The sequence below is a fragment of the Kitasatospora sp. NPDC001309 genome (assembly GCF_042896295.1).
Lineage (GTDB): Bacteria > Actinomycetota > Actinomycetes > Streptomycetales > Streptomycetaceae > Kitasatospora.
Genome location: NZ_JBIAXC010000016.1, coordinates 21,976 through 37,435 on the forward strand (window position 1 = coordinate 21,976; position 15,460 = coordinate 37,435).

The following is a 15,460-nucleotide window of genomic DNA, read 5'->3' on the forward strand; positions in this document are numbered from 1 at the left end:
GCACGCCCCCGGACCCCCCTGGCCGAAACCGCAACGCACCGGACCAAATGCGCTGGCCGGGAACCCGGTGGAAGGGAAATGATGCGGTGCGGACGCCCCTGTGGCGCCGCACCGCCACCCTCCGCGACCTGGGAGCCCGATTGCCTCCGATCCCTCCGGCCGACAGCGCCGGCGCCGCGCACGGACGCGCCGTCGACCCGCTGTTCCTCGCCCTGCCGCTGCACGCCCTCGCCGACGCCGCCCTCACCCGAGCCCGCGAACTCGGCGCCACCCACGCCGACTTCCGCCTGGAGCGGGTCCGCAGCGCCTCCTGGCGGCTGCGCGACGCCCGGCCGGCCGGCACCTCCGACACCGTCCAGCTGGGCTTCGCCGTCCGGGTGCTGCTGGACGGCGCCTGGGGCTTCGCCGCCGGAGTCGACCTCACCCCGGGGGCCGCGGCGGAGGTCGCCGCCCAGGCCGTCGCGGTGGCCCGGCTCTCCGGCGGGATCAGCCGGGCGGCCGGCTCCGCCGAGCGGGTCGAGCTGGCCGACGAACCCGTCCACGCGGACGTCACCTGGGTCTCCTCGTACGAGGTCAACCCCTTCGAGGTGCCGGACGCCGACAAGACCGCGCTGCTCGCCGAGCGCAGCTCCCGGCTGCTCGCCGCCCCGGGCGTCTCGCACGTCCAGGCGGCGCTGCTGACGGTGCAGGAGAACAAGTTCTACGCCGACACCGCGGGCACCGTGACGACCCAGCAGCGGATCCGGCTCCACTCCGACCTGGAGGCCACCTCGGTCGACGAGCGCACCGGCGCCTTCGACTCGATGCAGACCCTGGCCCCGCCGGTCGGCCGCGGCTACGAGTACCTGACCGGCACCGAGTGGGACTGGGACGCCGAGCTCGCCGAACTGCCCGTCCTGCTGGCCGAGAAGATGAAGGCCCCGAGCGTCCGCCCGGGCCGCTACGACCTGGTCATCGACCCGTCCAACCTCTGGCTGACCATCCACGAGTCGATCGGCCACGCCACCGAGCTGGACCGCGCGCTCGGCTACGAGGCCGCCTACGCCGGCACCTCCTTCGCCACCTTCGACCGACTCGGCAGCCTGCGCTACGGCTCCGAGCTGATGAACGTCACCGGCGACCGCACCGCCGAGCACGGCCTGTCCACCATCGGCTACGACGACGAGGGCGTCGCCACCCAGTCCTGGGACCTGATCCGGGACGGCGTCCTGGTCGGCTACCAACTCGACCGCGGCATGGCCAAGTTGAAGGGCTTCGAGCGCTCCAACGGCTGCGCCTTCGCGGACTCCCCCGCGCACGTCCCGGTCCAGCGGATGGCCAACGTCTCGCTCCAGCCCGCCGTCGACGGCCCGGACACCGCGGGCCTGTTCGCCGGGGTGGAGAACGGCCTCTACATCGTCGGCGACCGCTCCTGGTCGATCGACATGCAGCGCTACAACTTCCAGTTCACCGGCCAGCGCGCCTACGCCATCAAGAACGGCGAACTCGCCGGCCAGGTCAAGGACTTCGCCTACCAGGCCACCACCACCGACTTCTGGGGCTCGATGGCGGCCGTCGGCGGCCCGCAGACCTACCTGCTCGGCGGCGCCTTCAACTGCGGCAAGGCGCAGCCCGGCCAGATCGCGGCGGTCAGCCACGGCTGCCCGTCGGCGCTGTTCCGCAACGTCAACGTGCTCAACACCCAGCAGGAGGCGGGTCACTGATGACCGCGATGCAGCCCCACGAACTCGTCGAGCTGGCCCTCGGCCTGTCCCGCGCCGACGGCTGCGTGGTGATCGCCGACGAGGAGTCCACCGCCAACCTGCGCTGGGCCGGCAACGCCCTGACCACCAACGGCGTCACCCGCGGCCGCCGCCTCACCGTGATCGCCACCGTGGCCGGCGCCGAGGGCACCGCCTCCGGCGTGGTCGCCCGCGAGGCCGTCACCGCCGAGGACGTCGAGGGCCTGGTCCGCGCCGCCGAGGCGGCGGCCCGCGCGGCCGGACCGGCCGAGGACGCCCAGCCGCTGGTCGACGGCCGGCCGTCGTCCCCGGACTTCACCGCGCCGCCCGCGGAGACCTCCATCGAGGTGTTCGAGGCCTTCGGCCCGGCCCTCGGCGAGGCCTTCGCCCGCGCCGCCGCCCAGGGCGAGCTGCTGTACGGCTTCGCCCGGCACGAGATCACCACCAGCTACCTGGGCAGCTCCACCGGCCTGCGGCTGCGCCACGACCAGCCCACCGGCATGGTCGAGATCAACGGCAAGACCGCCGACCTCAGCGGCTCGGCCTGGGTCGGCGCCGGCACCCGGGACTTCACCGACGTCGACGTCCCCGCCCTGCACGCCGAGCTCACCAAGCGGCTCGGCTGGGGCGCCCGCAGGATCGACCTGCCCGCCGGGCGGTACGAGACGCTGCTGCCGCCCGCGGCCGTCGCCGACCTGCTGCTCTGCCTGCACTGGGCCGCCGGCGCCCGGGACGCCGTCGAGGGCCGGTCGGTCTTCTCCCGGCCCGGCGGCGGGACCAGGGTCGGCGACAAGCTCGCCGCGCTGCCGCTGACGCTGCGCGCCGATCCGGACGAGCCCGGCCTGGAGGCCGCCCCGTTCGTGCTGGCGCACCGCACCGGCGGCGACGTCTCGGTCTTCGACAACGGCGCGCCGATCGAGGCCACCGAGTGGATCCGCGAGGGCGTGCTGACCGAGCTGGTCACCAGCCGCCGGACGGCCGGCCTCACCGGCCTGCCGCTGCGCCCGGGCATCGACAACCTGGTGCTGGAGACGGCCGACCAGGAGTCCGCGCCGACCCTGGACGAGATGATCGCCCGCACCGAGCGCGGCCTGCTGCTCACCTGCCTCTGGTACATCCGCGAGGTGGACCCGGCGACGCTGCTGCTCACCGGCCTCACCCGGGACGGCGTCTACCTGGTGGAGAACGGCGAGGTGGTCGGCGCGGTCAACAACTTCCGGTTCAACGAGTCCCCGGTCGACCTGCTCGGCCGGATCACCGAGGCGGGCCGCACCGAGCCCTGCCTGCCCCGCGAGTGGACCGACTACTTCACCCGCACCGCGATGCCACCCGTGCGTGTCGCGGACTTCAACATGAGTTCGGTCAGCCCGGCCTCATAGCCACTGACCAACGGGGGGATGGAAAGAACATGATGGACGAGAAGCGGCTGGTCAGATCGAGCAAGATGCTGTCGCGCATCCTGCGGCACGAGCCGGAGCTGGTGGGGATCACGCTGGACGACTCCGGCTGGGTCCGGATCGACGTCCTGCTCGGCGCCCTCGCGGCGAAGGGCAGGCCGCTCACCAGGCCCGAGCTCGACCACGTCGTGGCCACCAACAACAAGCGCCGCTTCGGCTACTCCCCGGACGGCCTCTCGATCCGCGCCAACCAGGGCCACACGGTGGCGGTCGACCTCGGTCTGACCGCCACCGTGCCGCCGCCGGTGCTCTACCACGGCACCGCCGACCGCCACCTGGCGTCGATCTTCCGCGAGGGGCTGCGCCCGATGACCCGCCGGGACGTCCACCTCTCGGCGGAGACCGAGACGGCCACCCGGGTCGGCGCCCGGCACGGCCGCCCGGTCGTGCTGACCGTCAACGCGGCCGCGATGGCGGCGGCCGGCCACGAGTTCCGGCTCAGCGAGAACGGCGTCTGGCTCACCGACGCCGTGCCCCCGCTCTACCTCTCCCGGCGCTCGTAGACGCTCCTGACGCCGTACGGCTCCCCTATCACGCCCGACCGGGTGGGCCCCGCCCACCCGGTCTCGTCGTCCCGGGCGCCCGGGCGTACCGTGAGGAGGCCGTGCGGAACAGCGCGCGGATGCCTGGACGAGGGCGGTTGGACACATGGGCAAGAGCGCCGGCGGCGGACAGATCCACCGGATCACGGGGGCGCGCAGCAGCCTCTCCGAGGACGTCCGGGGGCGCCAGCGCCGCTACGTCATCTCGATGCTGCTGCGCACCGTCTGCGTACTGCTCGCGGTGGTGCTGTGGAACGTCGAGCGCTGGCTGGCCTTCGGGGCGCTGGCGGGCGGGGTGCTGCTGCCGTACTTCGCGGTGCTGATCGCCAACGCCGGCCGGGAGCGGGCACCGGGCCTGCCGAGCTCCTTCGACTTCCCGTCCGACACCCCGCTGATGCTCGGCCCCGGTGGTACGGGTGGGGCTGGTGCGGCTCCTGGTACAGGACAGGCAAAGCCCTCCGGCACCGGAACGTCACCGAGCGCGGACTGACCGCCCGGTTTACGGGGATTGAGCCGGAATCAGGTCGGCGAAAGCTCAGAAGAAGCTCAGATTAATCATGCAAGACCTCCCCATCCGAGGCCTTCGGCGTGACATACTGCGTACGCGCTCCGCATCCCCCGTCGGAGCGACGGACCGACGCCGGGCGGCTCCCCCCGTGGCTGCCCGGCGTCGCCATGCCCGGATCCGGTCGGGCCCGCGCGGCGTGACAGACTGGCGGTGACCACGCACCCGCCGAACCCCGGAGGACGGCCCCCGATGGACACCCCGCAGACCCCGATCTGCTCCGCCAAGGGCTGCCGGGCGGACGCCCACTGGGTGCTGGTGTGGAACAACCCCAAGCTGCACACCCCGGACCGGCGCAAGACCTGGCTCGCCTGCGAGGAGCACCGCGAGCACCTGTCCCAGTTCCTGGGCGTGCGCGGCTTCCTCAAGGAGGTCGTCGCCTTCGCCGACTGGACCCCGGAAGAGGCCTGAGGCCCGTCCGGCCTAGGGCCTGTCCGGCGGATCTTGGCAGATCAGCGCGCGGCGTTGGGCGCCCGGCTGGGCGTGCGCCCGAGTCGGCCTCGTACTGGACGTACTTGGGCGATTCGGGCGTGCGTCCAGGCGGGATGCCCGGCGTCGCGCGCCTGGCAAGATCCGCCGGACAGGCCCTAACCGCCGATCGCCGACATCGGCCGCTCGGGCTGGTGGAACTCCGGGTCGTCGATCCCGGCCCCGGCCTTCTTTCCCCACATCGCCGCCCGCCACAGCGCGGCCAGCTCCGCGTCGTCCGCTCCCGAGCGCAGCGCGGTGCGCAGGTCCGTCTCCCCGGTCGCGAACAGGCAGTTGCGCACCTGTCCGTCGGCGGTCAGCCTGGTCCGGTCGCAGGCCCGGCAGAACGGCCGGGTGACGGAGGCGATCACGCCGACCCGGCCGGCGCCGCCGTCCACCACCCAGCGCTCGGCGGGCGCCGCGCCCCGGCGCCCGGACGGCTCCGCGGTGAGCGTGAACCGGGCCCGCAGCAGCTCCAGGATCTCCTCCGCGGTGACCATCGACGAGCGGTCCCAGCCGTGCTGGGCGTCCAACGGCATCTGCTCGATGAAGCGCAGCTCGTAGCCCCGCTCCAGGCACCAGGCCAGCAGGTCGGCCGCCTCGTGGTCGTTGACCCCGCGCATCAGCACCGCGTTCAGCTTCACCGGCGCCAGCCCGGCCGCCTCGGCGGCGGCCAGCCCGTCCAGCACGTCCTGGTGGCGCCGGCGGCGGGTGAGGGTGAGGAACACCTCGGGGTCGAGGGTGTCCAGCGAGACGTTGACCCGGTCCAGTCCGGCCTCGCGCAGCGCCGTCGCGGTGCGGGCCAGTCCGATGCCGTTGGTGGTCAGCGACAGCTCGGGGCGCGGCTCCAGCTCGGAGCAGGCGGCGACGATCGCGACCAGACCGGGGCGCAGCAGCGGCTCGCCGCCGGTGAAGCGGACCTCGCGCACGCCCAGGTCGCGCACGGCGAGGGTGACCAGCCGGACGATCTCCTCGTCAGTGAGCAGGTCCGGCTTGGCCAGCCACTGGAGCCCCTCCTCCGGCATGCAGTACGTGCAGCGGAGGTTGCACCGGTCGGTGAGGGAGACCCGCAGGTCGACGGCGCGTCGTCCGAAGGTGTCGAGCAGCACGTGCGTCCCTTCCCGAAAAACCGCCGGCCCGGCCACCGTCACGGCGGGCCGGGCCAGCATAGTCATGCCGGATCGATCAGTGGGCGCCCAGCCCGGTGAGCGAGCGGACCTCCAGTTCAGCGTACTTCGCCGGGTCCGGACGTTCCTTGGACAGCAGGGTGCCGAGCCAGCCGGCCAGGAAGCCGATCGGGATGGAGACCAGGCCGGGGTTCTCCAGCGGGAACCAGTGGAAGTCGGCGTCCGGGAAGAGCGAGTTCTTGGCCCCGGAGAGCACCGGGGAGAACACCACCAGCACCACCGAGGAGACCAGGCCCGCGTAGACCGAGCTGACCGCGCCGGTGGTGGTGAAGCGCTTCCAGAACAGCGAGTAGAGCAGGGTCGGCAGGTTGGCCGAGGCGGCCACCGCGAAGGCCAGCGCGACCAGGGCGGCGGTGCTGAGCTTGCCCGCGTAGAGGCTGAGCACGATGGCGACGGCGCCGATCGCGACGGCGGCCCACTTGGCGGACCGCACCTCCTCCTTCTCGGTCGCCTTCCCGCGCCGGATCACATTGGCGTAGAGGTCGTGGGCGAAGGAGGCCGAGGAGGCCAGGGTGAGCCCGGCGACCACGGCGAGGATGGTGGCGAAGGCGACCGCCGAGATCACCGCGAGCATGATCGCCCCGCCGGTGGTACCGGCCCCGCCGCCGAGCTGCTCGGCGAGCAGCGGCGCCGCGGTGTTGCCGGAGGGCGTCTTGCCCTCGACGGCCACCATGCCGCTGCGGCCGACCAGCGCGGCCGCGCCGAAGCCCAGCGCCAGGGTCATCAGGTAGAAGACGCCGATGATGCCGATCGCCCAGAGCACGGACTTCCGGGCCGTCTTGGCGGTGGGGACGGTGTAGAAGCGGACCAGGATGTGCGGCAGGCCGGCGGTGCCGAGCACCAGGGCGATCCCGAGGCTGATGAAGTCGAGCTTGGAGGTGTTGGTGGCCCCGTACTTCAGCCCCGGTTCCAGGAAGGCCGAGCCCTTGCCGCTCGCGGAGGCGGCCGCGCCGAGCAGTTCGGAGGGGTTGAAGTGGTACTTGGCGAGCACCAGGACGGTCATCAGCGCGGCGCCGGCGATCAGCAGCACGGCCTTGACGATCTGCACCCAGGTGGTGCCCTTCATACCCCCTATCACCACGTAGATGATCATCAGCGCGCCGACCGCGAGGATGGTCCAGCGCTTGGCGCCCTCCCCGGTGACCCCCAGCAGCAGCGCCACCAGGGCGCCGGCGCCGACCATCTGGGCGAGCAGGTAGAAGATCGAGACCACGATGGTGGAGATCCCGGCCGCGGTGCGCACCGGGCGCTGGCGCATCCGGAACGCGAGCACGTCCGCCATGGTGAACCGGCCGGAGTTGCGCAGCGGCTCGGCGATCAGCAGCAGCGCGACCAGCCAGGCGACCAGGAAGCCGATCGAGTACAGGAAGCCGTCGTAGCCGGTGAGGGCGATGATCCCGGCGATGCCGAGGAAGGACGCGGCGGACATGTAGTCGCCGGAGATGGCCAGGCCGTTCTGGAAGCCGGTGAAGCCGCGGCCGCCGGCGTAGAAGTCGGCGGCGCTGCGGTTCTGCCGCCCGGCCCAGACGGTGATGACCAGGGTGGCCACCACGAAGAGCCCGAACAAGGACATGATCAGACCGCGGTGCTCCGTGGCGGAGCTGGCGAGCGGTGTCATTCGGCGGACTCCCGGGGGGCGTGGACGACGGCTCCGTAGGCCTCGCGGATCGCCGCGGCGGGCGGGTCGATCCGCCGGTCCGCGTAGCGGGCGTACCAGGCGGCGATGACGAAGGTGGTGACGAACTGCAGCAGCCCCAGCACCAGGGCCACGTTGATGTGCCCGACGACCTTGGTGCCCATCAGCCCGGGGGCGTAGCAGGAGAGCAGGACGTAGAGCAGGTACCAGAGCACGAAACCGATGGTGACCGGAAAGGCGAAGCTCCGGAACGAGCGCCGCAGGGTACGGAACTCCTCACTGTCATCGATGAGTTGGACTTCCGTAGCAGTAGTGGTGATCGGCGGCGAATCCACTCTGTCTCCTCACTCCTTCGGCGTAGCGGTCACACGGGGGGACAATTCGAACGTGAGGGACGTCACATTCCTCGTGCGCGCCGCGCAATGCTAGGAGCGTCGTGCCCACCCCGGAAGGGGTTGACCGCGATCAGCCAGTCGTTCACCCTCTCGAACCACCCAATTGGCCGAAAACCACCACTCGCGTCACATCCGGACCGGGGTCACCACAACCGAAAGGGGCGGCACCGTCCAACGGTGCCGCCCCTGTTGACGAAGCGTCAGAATCAGAAGGCGATCCGGACCTTCAGCGCGGACCGCTCGTCCATGGCGCGATAGCCGTCCGGAACGCCGTCCAGATCGACCGTCCGGTCGAAGACCAGACCCGGCTCGATCGCACCGGAGAGCACGTCCGGCAGCAGCTCGGGGATGTACGCGCGGGCCGGGGCCACGCCACCGTTGAGCGAAACGTTTCGGCCGAACATCTGACCGATGTCGACGCCCGCGCTGCCGCCGTGCGGCACGCCCACGTAGCCGACCGCGCCGCCGTCCCGGGTGATCGAGACCGCCGTCCGCATCGACTCCTCGGTGCCGACCGCCTCCAGCACCGCGTGCGCGCCCAGGCCGCCGGTCAGCTCCTTGACGGCCTCGATCGCCGCGTCACCGCGCTCGGCCACCACGTCCGTCGCCCCGAAGCGCCGGGCCAGCTCCGTCCGGGCGGTGTGCCGGCCCAGGGCGATGATCCGGCCCGCGCCCAGCCGGTTCGCCGCCAGCACGCCGCACAGGCCCACCGCGCCGTCGCCGACCACCGCGACCGTCGCGCCCGGGCGCACCCCCGCCGAGACCGCCGCGTGGTGCCCGGTCGCCATCACGTCGGACAGCGCCAGCAGGCCCGGCAGCAGCTTCTCGTCGCCCACCGCCTCCTTCGGCAGCTTCACCAGCGTCCCGTCCGCGAACGGCACCCGCACCGCCTCGCCCTGGCCGCCGTCCGAACCCACCGACCCCCAGAACCCGCCGTGCGGGCAGGACGTCTGGAGGCCTTCGAGACAGAACTCACAGACCCCGTCCGACCAGACGAAGGGCGCGACCACGAAGTCACCCTTGGCGAAGCCCCGGACCTCGGCGCCGACCTCCTCGACCACGCCCAGGAACTCGTGCCCGATCCGCTGCCCGGGCACCCGCTGGGCCACCCCGCGGTAGGCCCACAGGTCGCTGCCGCAGATACAGGCGTTGACCACCCGGAGCACGACGTCCGTCGGCTGCTGGATCACCGGGTCCGGTACCTCTTCGATCCGGATGTCGTTCGGTCCGTGGATCACCGTGGCGCGCATGCGTTCTTCCTCACACAGAACCGGCCCACCGGCCGGAAACGATCTCGACCAGGTGTACGACACCCATGCGGACCACTCTATTCCGGCTACCCCGTCGGAACATTTCGACCGGCCCCGGCCGACTCGCCCCTTATCCTGTTGGACCATGCAACCGATCCAGCCCGAGACGTACGGCGCGCCGCGGACCGCCCCGGTCCCCGCCCAGCGTTCCGCCGCCCCCGCCGAGGGTTTCGCGGTCGTCGACGTCGAGACCACCGGTCTCGGCCGCTCCGACCGCGTCATCTCGGCCGGTGTCTACCAGCTGGACGGCGACGGCGAGGTGACCGACCACTGGTACACCCTCGTCAACCCCGAACGGGACCCGGGCCCGGTCTGGATCCACGGCCTCACCGCCGAGCTGCTCTCCGGCGCGCCGACCTTCCCCGAGATCGCCGAGGAGTTCGCCACCCGCCTGGCGAACCGCGTCCTGGTCGCGCACAACGCGCTGTTCGACTGGAACATGATCTCCCGCGAGTTCTCCCGGGCCGGCCGCAGCGCCCCGGTCGAGCAGCGGCTGTGCACCATGGTCCTCTCCCGCGACCTGCGCCTCCCGCTGCCCAACGGCAAGCTCTCCTCCCTCGCCGCCCACTTCGGCGTCCAGCAGCGCCAGGCCCACAACGCCCTGGACGACGCCCGGGTGCTCGCCGAGGCCTTCCGCCCCAGCCTCCGCCTGGCCCGCACCCACGGCATCCCGCTGCCCTTCCAGACCTGCGTCGCGGTCACCGACCTCGGCGAGGACGAGCCCGCCGCCCCCGGCCGCGGCAACTGGACCGGCGCCCAGTACCGCCAGGCCAAGAAGCGCCCGGCCTGCCCGTACCCCAACCCGGGGCGCTGGGAGGACGGCAAGCCGCTGGTCCAGGGCATGCGGGTGGCCTTCACCGGGGACACCGCCACCGACCGCGAGGTGCTGGAGGACCGCGCCGTCGAGGCCGGCCTGCACATCGCCACCTCCGTCAGCCGGCTCACCAGCCTGCTGGTCACCAACGAGCCGACCAGCTGGAGCGGCAAGGCCCGCAAGGCCCGCGACGTCGGCACCCCGATCGTCACCGAGGACGCCTTCCTCCAGCTGCTGCGCGAGGTCGCCCCGCACCCCGGTGCGTGAGCCCGTTGTGAGGTCGGCGTACCGTTCCCATGTGTACCGTTTTCTGCTGACCCGCCAGTGGCTGATCACCATGCTGATCGCGCTGCTGCTGATCCCCGCGACGATCAAGCTGGGCTTCTGGCAGCTGCACCGCCACGAGGCGCGGGTGGCCCGGAACGAGCTGATCGGCAAGGCCCTCACGGCCTCGCCGGTGCCCTTCGACAGCCTCTCCGCCGCCCCCGGCACCGCCGTACCCTCCGCCCTCACCTGGCGCGCCGTGACGGCCACCGGACAGTACGACCCGGCACACGAGTTCGTCGTCCGCAAGCGGACCGACGCCAACGGCACCCTCGGCTACTTCGTCCTCACCCCGCTCAAGCTCTCCGACGGCAAGGGCACCGTCCTGATCAACCGCGGCTGGGTCCCCTCCGGCGACGGCGCCACCCAGTACCCGCCCGTCCCGGCCGCCCCGACCGGCGAGGTCACCCTCACCGGCCGGATGCGCGCCGACGAGACCACCGGCAGCAGCGGCGGCTGGGTCAAGGACCGGGCCGGCCTCCCCGACCGCCAGTTCAACCTGATCAACACCGAACAGCAGTCCAAGGAGACCGGCAGCCCCCTTCTCGGCGGCTACCTGGAACTCACCGCCACCACCCCGTCCCCGGCCGACCAGCCCCAGCTGATCCCCGAGCCCAACCACTCCGACATCGGCCCGCACATGGCCTACGCCATCCAGTGGTGGCTGTTCACCGCGATGATCCCGGTCGGTCTCTGGGTCCTCGTCCGCCGCGAGGCCAAGGACCGCGCCAAGCAGGCCGCCGAACCCGAGGTCCCCCTCGACGCCCTCCCGGCTTAGAGCGCGTCCTCCAACTCCCGCAACAACCGCGCCTTCGCCCGCGCCCCCACCACCGACCGCACCGGCTGCCCGTCGCGGAACAGCATCAACGTCGGCATCGACAGCACCCCGTACGCCGCCTGGGTCCGGGGGTTGCGGTCCACGTCGACGCTCACCACCCGGAACCGGTGCGCCTCCTCCCGCGCGACGTCCGCCAGCACCGGCGCCATCATCCGGCACGGCGGGCACCAGTCCGCCGTGAAGTCGACCAGCACCGGCCCCTCCGCCGCCAGCACCTCCACGGCGAACGTCTCGTCCGTCACCGCCGGCACACCCGCGATCTCCACCATCGTCTACTCCCTCTGCTCCCTGGCCAGTTCACACTCGGGCGGCTGCTCGGAGGCCGCGAGCTCGTCCCGCGCCCGCACCGCCCGCTCGAACTGCCCGGCCACCTGCACCCGGACGTCCCGCAAGCGCGCGATGCACTCGTCCAACTCGGCCAACTTCCGCCGGTAGACCTCCAACGAGGCCGGACACGAATCCCCCTCCGGGTGCCCCGCCCGCAGACACTCCACGAACGGCCGGGTCTCCTCCAACCCGAACCCGAAGTCCTGCAGCATCCGGATCTCCCGCAGCAGCCGCACGTCCTCCTCCCCGTACGCCCGGTACCCGTTCCCAGCCCGCCGGGCCGGCAACAGCCCCAACTGCTCGTAGTACCGCAACGCCCGCGTCGTCGTCCCCGCCCGCTCCGCCAACTCCCCGATCCGCATACCGCCCCACTCCTCCCGAACAACCACCACCGACGCTAAACCTTCCCCCCAACGTCAACGCCAGCCCCAACCCCGCACAGCGGCCCCTACGGCGGCAAAATGTCCCCCATGGACCTAGGACTCAAGAACAAGGCCTACATCGTCACCGGCGCCACCCGAGGCCTCGGCCTCGCCGCCGCCCGCGAACTCGCCGCCGACGGTGCCCACGTACTGATCAGCGGCCGCACCCCGCAGGCCGTCGACGCCGCCGTCGCCGAGCTCGACACGCTCGGCTCCGCCCACGGCCTGGTCGCCGACAACGCCGCCCCCGACACCGCCGACCGCCTGATCGCCGAGGCCAACTCCCGTTTCGGCCGCTTCGACGGCATCCTGATCAGCGTCGGCGGCCCGCAGGCCGGCCCGGTCGAGACGACCCCCGAGTCCGCCTGGCGCGACGCCTTCGAGTCCGTCTTCCTCGGCGCCCTCCGCCTCGCCCGCACCGCGGCCGCCGCCCTCCCCTCCGGCGGGGTGATCGGCTTCGTGCTCTCCAGCTCGGTCCGCCAGCCGATCCCCGGCCTCGGCATCTCCAACGGTCTGCGCCCCGGTCTGGCGATGGCCGCGAAGAGCCTCGCCGACGAGCTCGGCCCGCGCGGCATCCGGGTGCTCGGCCTGCTCCCGGCCCGGATCGACACGGACCGGGTCCGCGAGCTGGACGCCCTCGCCCCCGACCCGGAGGCCGCCCGCGCCCAGCACAGCGCCAACATCCCGCTGGGCCGCTACGGCACCCCGGAGGAGTTCGGCAAGGTCGCCGCCTTCCTGCTCTCCCCCGCCGCCTCCTACCTGACCGGCCTGATGGTCCCGGTCGACGGCGGCGCCCTCCGCTCCCTCTAGCCCTCCGCCCCTCCGCCCCCACTCCCTCGCCCCCGACCCCCGGACTACTCCAGCTGCCGACGCTCCCGCCGCCGCCCGACCCCGCGCCGCCCAGACCCACGCCGCCCGGACCGCCGCTCCCCGGCGGGAGCCTCCTGCAACACCCGGATCCGCAGGTCGGCCGGCAGCTCCGCCAGCCCCAGACTCCGTACCGCGTCCGTCCGCGGCCCGTCCTCGAAGTGCTCCACCAGCCCGACCGGGTCCCCGCCCGGGGTCAGCCGTACGGCGCCCCGCAGCCGCGGGTGCCCGGGGGCCCGCACCAGCCGGACCCCGGCCCGCTGCACCTCCGGCAGCACCGCCGTACCGTGCTCCAGCGCCTCCTCCAGCGCCCGCGAGTTCACCCGCATCCGCAGCCCCCGCGCCCCTGGCGTCGGCACCGTGATGTGGGCGAGTCCGGTCCGCCGCAGCTGCGCCACCAGCCACCAGGCCGTCCCGAGCACCAGCAGCGACAGCCCCCCGATCACCGTCGGCCACCACCACGAGGAGCCGACCCACCGCACCCGGGAGCGTGCGCTGACCACCGGCTGGTCCGGCGAGGTCAACGGCCACCAGCTCGGCGGATCGACCCCCAGCCGCCGGTACAGGTCGAGCCCGCCCGCCAGCACCAGCACCCCGACTCCCACCAGCACCGCCCCCACCACCGCCAGCAGCACCCGGTTGACGACCGTCCGCTTCACCGCGCCGCCTCCCCGGTCCGCTCCCCCACCCCGTCCGCCGACTCCCCGGCCACGCCCCCACCCGCCGGCCCCCGCCAGGACCGCACGTCCAGCCGCAACGGCCGCGCCAACCCCACCCGCGCCAGCTCCTCCCGCAACTGCCGCTGCACCCCCGCCGGGTCCACCGGCCCGCTCACCGACACCCGCACCCGCCGCCGCCCGACCTTGACCCTCAGGTGCTCGATGCCCGCCAGCCCGGCGGCCCGGTCCGCCAGCAGGTGCCCGACCCCGGCCCGGTCGATCGCCGCCCCCGTCCCGCCGTACGGCCGCAGCACCAGCCACCGCCGCAGCCCGGGTGCGAACGCCAGCCACAGCAGCCCCAGCCCGACCAGGGCCGCCGCACCGGCGCCGACCAGCACCCACAGGTCGTCCAGGTGCCGGGTGGCCAGCTCGTCCGCGATCTGCGCCCGCCACCGCCGGGCCGGCTGCCCGGCCCGGACCGCGACCGCGTCGTACAGCAGCGCCCCGGCCACCACCAGCACCACCGTGGCGACCGGCGCCGCGACGGCCGCCCGCCCCGACCGCAACCGGGGCACCTTCCCCACCGCCTCCGAACCCGACCCCTCCGAACCCGACCCCTCCGGCCCCGACGCCGCCACCGCGTCCCCCTTCACCACGCTCCCCCGGCGACCAACTTCTCGACCACCACGACCACTTCGGACACCTTCGTCCCCGTCAGCCCGTTCACCTGCGCCGCCACCCGGTCCCGCACCCGCCGGGCGAGTCCGGCCAGGTCCGCCGGGAAGGGCAGTTCGACCGCCACCCGGACGGTCACCGTGCTGCCCGGCCGCGCCACCGAGACCTTCGGCGGCTCCCCCTTCACCGACCGCCCGACCCAGGCCTCGGCGACCACCTCCCGCGCCGCCTGCCCGGCGATCCGTTCGTACACCCGGTCGGCGACCCGCAACCGCCCCCGGCGCACCGCACCGGAGGCGGGACCGGGGACGGGACCAGGGACGGGGCCAGGGCCGGGACCAGGCGCCGGTACGGCGGCCCCCATCAGCGCCGCCGGTCGCGACCGCGGAGCAGGTCCCCGAGGTCGCCGAGCTCGATGTCGCCCTCCAGCAGCCGCCCGGCCACGAAGCCGACCAGCCCGAGCGCCGCCACCAGCAGGAACGCCGCGAACCCGCCGAAGTACCCGGCGAAGCCGAGGGCCATGCCCACCACCAGGCCGACGATGGCCAGGTTCATCCGCTACTCCCTCGTCCTCCACCGAACGCCGACACCAACACCCCGGGCGGTCCCGCGGCCGGGCGCTACTTGAGCTTGGGCCGCTGCCCCGACGACGCCACCGGCTCCTCTTCCTCCTCGAACTCCGGTTCGTCCGGGAGGTGGACGTCGTTGACCGCGATGTTGACCTCGACGACCTCCAGGCCGGTCATCCGCTCCACCGCGTCGATGATGTTCTCCCGCACCTGGCGGGCGAGTTCGGGGATCACCACGCCGTACTCGACCACCAGGGCGATGTCGATCGCGGTCTGCTTCTCGCCGACCTCGGCCTTGATCCCGCGCCCGATGCTCGACCTGCCGCCGGGGACCCGGTCCCGCATCGCGCCGAAGGTGCGGGCCAGTCCGGAGCCCAGCGCGTGGATGCCGGAGACCTCCCGGGCGGCCATCCCGGCGATCTTCTCCACCACACCGACCGCCAGCGCCGTGCGGCCGCGCTCGGCGGACGGCCGACCGCCGTCCCCGCCCGCGCCGGGCGCGGGCCGGGCACCGGCGGGCGGGCCGGGGGTGGGCCCGCCACCGGGGTTCTTGTGCAGGGTCGCGGGCGTCGGAGTGTCAGGCATGGGGCGCATCTCCCTCGTAGCGGCTCCAGCTATATCGCAAACCTCCCCAACTCTGGCATTCCGCCACGACCCCCGCCCGCCGAGCACGCCCCGGAACGC

The 15,460-nt window shown here is 73.2% G+C and carries 19 protein-coding genes; 8 read left to right on the forward strand and 11 right to left on the reverse strand.

Features of this window, described 5'->3' with window-relative positions; genetic code table 11:
• Positions 1 to 149 precede the first annotated feature (149 nt).
• The 5 genes from ACFY2K_RS18020 to ACFY2K_RS18040 all read left to right on the forward strand — a co-directional run bounded on the left by ACFY2K_RS18020 (position 150) and on the right by ACFY2K_RS18040 (position 4,696).
• Entirely contained in the window at positions 150 to 1,703 is a 1,554-nt protein-coding gene (locus tag ACFY2K_RS18020) for a TldD/PmbA family protein (RefSeq protein WP_380591783.1), read from the forward strand.
• Positions 1,703 to 3,100, forward strand: a complete 1,398-nt coding sequence (locus ACFY2K_RS18025; protein ID WP_380530839.1) for a metallopeptidase TldD-related protein — start codon at positions 1,703 to 1,705, stop codon at positions 3,098 to 3,100. Before ACFY2K_RS18020 ends, ACFY2K_RS18025 begins: the two co-directional genes overlap by 1 nt.
• A gap of 32 nt (positions 3,101 to 3,132) precedes the next feature.
• Positions 3,133 to 3,681 carry an RNA 2'-phosphotransferase gene (locus ACFY2K_RS18030; protein ID WP_380530851.1) on the forward strand — a complete coding sequence of 183 codons (549 nt, stop codon included), beginning with the start codon at positions 3,133 to 3,135 and terminating at the stop codon, positions 3,679 to 3,681.
• A gap of 145 nt (positions 3,682 to 3,826) precedes the next feature.
• Positions 3,827 to 4,210: a DUF3099 domain-containing protein gene (locus tag ACFY2K_RS18035; RefSeq protein WP_375893917.1), complete on the forward strand. Its 384-nt coding sequence runs from the start codon at positions 3,827 to 3,829 to the stop codon at positions 4,208 to 4,210.
• A gap of 267 nt (positions 4,211 to 4,477) precedes the next feature.
• Positions 4,478 to 4,696, forward strand: a complete 219-nt coding sequence (locus tag ACFY2K_RS18040) for a hypothetical protein (protein WP_375893920.1) — start codon at positions 4,478 to 4,480, stop codon at positions 4,694 to 4,696.
• Between the two features lie 176 nt (positions 4,697 to 4,872).
• Here ACFY2K_RS18040 and moaA read toward each other — a convergent pair whose 3' ends face one another.
• The 4 genes from moaA to ACFY2K_RS18060 form a co-directional block, all read right to left on the reverse strand.
• The gene (moaA, locus tag ACFY2K_RS18045) at positions 4,873 to 5,862 is read right to left on the reverse strand and encodes a GTP 3',8-cyclase MoaA (protein WP_375894020.1); all 990 of its coding nucleotides are present in this window, start codon (positions 5,860 to 5,862) and stop codon (positions 4,873 to 4,875) included.
• Between the two features lie 76 nt (positions 5,863 to 5,938).
• Positions 5,939 to 7,558 carry a cation acetate symporter gene (locus ACFY2K_RS18050; RefSeq protein WP_380396304.1) on the reverse strand — a complete coding sequence of 540 codons (1,620 nt, stop codon included), beginning with the start codon at positions 7,556 to 7,558 and terminating at the stop codon, positions 5,939 to 5,941.
• The gene (locus ACFY2K_RS18055; RefSeq protein ID WP_375893924.1) at positions 7,555 to 7,911 is read right to left on the reverse strand and encodes a DUF485 domain-containing protein; all 357 of its coding nucleotides are present in this window, start codon (positions 7,909 to 7,911) and stop codon (positions 7,555 to 7,557) included. The genes ACFY2K_RS18050 and ACFY2K_RS18055 overlap by 4 nt, the downstream gene beginning before the upstream one ends.
• Before the next feature lie 266 nt (positions 7,912 to 8,177).
• A complete protein-coding gene (locus ACFY2K_RS18060) occupies positions 8,178 to 9,221 on the reverse strand; it encodes a zinc-dependent alcohol dehydrogenase family protein (protein WP_375893927.1) in 1,044 nt (347 codons plus the stop codon).
• Positions 9,222 to 9,366: 145 nt separating this feature from the next.
• Here ACFY2K_RS18060 and ACFY2K_RS18065 point away from each other — a divergent pair, with 145 nt between their 5' ends.
• Together ACFY2K_RS18065 and ACFY2K_RS18070 are read left to right on the forward strand one after the other, a co-directional pair.
• Positions 9,367 to 10,362, forward strand: coding sequence for a DEDDh family exonuclease (locus ACFY2K_RS18065; RefSeq protein ID WP_380396302.1), 996 nt, complete (start codon positions 9,367 to 9,369; stop codon positions 10,360 to 10,362).
• Between the two features lie 31 nt (positions 10,363 to 10,393).
• The gene (locus ACFY2K_RS18070) at positions 10,394 to 11,197 is read left to right on the forward strand and encodes an SURF1 family protein (RefSeq protein ID WP_380530845.1); all 804 of its coding nucleotides are present in this window, start codon (positions 10,394 to 10,396) and stop codon (positions 11,195 to 11,197) included.
• Here the strand turns inward: ACFY2K_RS18070 and trxA are convergent.
• Complete coding sequence (trxA, locus tag ACFY2K_RS18075) at positions 11,194 to 11,526, reverse strand: thioredoxin (protein WP_375893934.1); 333 nt, start codon at positions 11,524 to 11,526, stop codon at positions 11,194 to 11,196. The genes ACFY2K_RS18070 and trxA overlap by 4 nt on opposite strands.
• 3 nt (positions 11,527 to 11,529) lie before the next feature.
• Positions 11,530 to 11,946: a MerR family transcriptional regulator gene (locus ACFY2K_RS18080; protein WP_375894023.1), complete on the reverse strand. Its 417-nt coding sequence runs from the start codon at positions 11,944 to 11,946 to the stop codon at positions 11,530 to 11,532.
• A 108-nt stretch (positions 11,947 to 12,054) separates the two neighbouring features.
• Between ACFY2K_RS18080 and ACFY2K_RS18085 the strand changes: the two genes are divergently transcribed.
• Complete coding sequence (locus ACFY2K_RS18085; protein WP_375893936.1) at positions 12,055 to 12,816, forward strand: SDR family oxidoreductase; 762 nt, start codon at positions 12,055 to 12,057, stop codon at positions 12,814 to 12,816.
• 44 nt (positions 12,817 to 12,860) lie between these two features.
• On the opposite strand, the gene ACFY2K_RS18090 is transcribed toward ACFY2K_RS18085, so the two are convergent.
• The 5 genes from ACFY2K_RS18090 to ACFY2K_RS18110 form a co-directional block, all read right to left on the reverse strand.
• The gene (locus ACFY2K_RS18090) at positions 12,861 to 13,532 is read right to left on the reverse strand and encodes an alkaline shock response membrane anchor protein AmaP (protein WP_375893937.1); all 672 of its coding nucleotides are present in this window, start codon (positions 13,530 to 13,532) and stop codon (positions 12,861 to 12,863) included.
• Positions 13,529 to 14,098, reverse strand: a complete 570-nt coding sequence (locus ACFY2K_RS18095; protein WP_387712424.1) for a DUF6286 domain-containing protein — start codon at positions 14,096 to 14,098, stop codon at positions 13,529 to 13,531. The genes ACFY2K_RS18090 and ACFY2K_RS18095 overlap by 4 nt, the downstream gene beginning before the upstream one ends.
• A gap of 83 nt (positions 14,099 to 14,181) precedes the next feature.
• Positions 14,182 to 14,460 carry an Asp23/Gls24 family envelope stress response protein gene (locus tag ACFY2K_RS18100; RefSeq protein ID WP_380527942.1) on the reverse strand — a complete coding sequence of 93 codons (279 nt, stop codon included), beginning with the start codon at positions 14,458 to 14,460 and terminating at the stop codon, positions 14,182 to 14,184.
• A gap of 110 nt (positions 14,461 to 14,570) precedes the next feature.
• On the reverse strand, positions 14,571 to 14,762 hold the full coding sequence (locus tag ACFY2K_RS18105; protein WP_063349611.1) for a hypothetical protein: 192 nt from the start codon (positions 14,760 to 14,762) through the stop codon (positions 14,571 to 14,573).
• A 65-nt stretch (positions 14,763 to 14,827) separates the two neighbouring features.
• On the reverse strand, positions 14,828 to 15,361 hold the full coding sequence (locus tag ACFY2K_RS18110; protein WP_375893945.1) for an Asp23/Gls24 family envelope stress response protein: 534 nt from the start codon (positions 15,359 to 15,361) through the stop codon (positions 14,828 to 14,830).
• Positions 15,362 to 15,460: the final 99 nt, after the last annotated feature.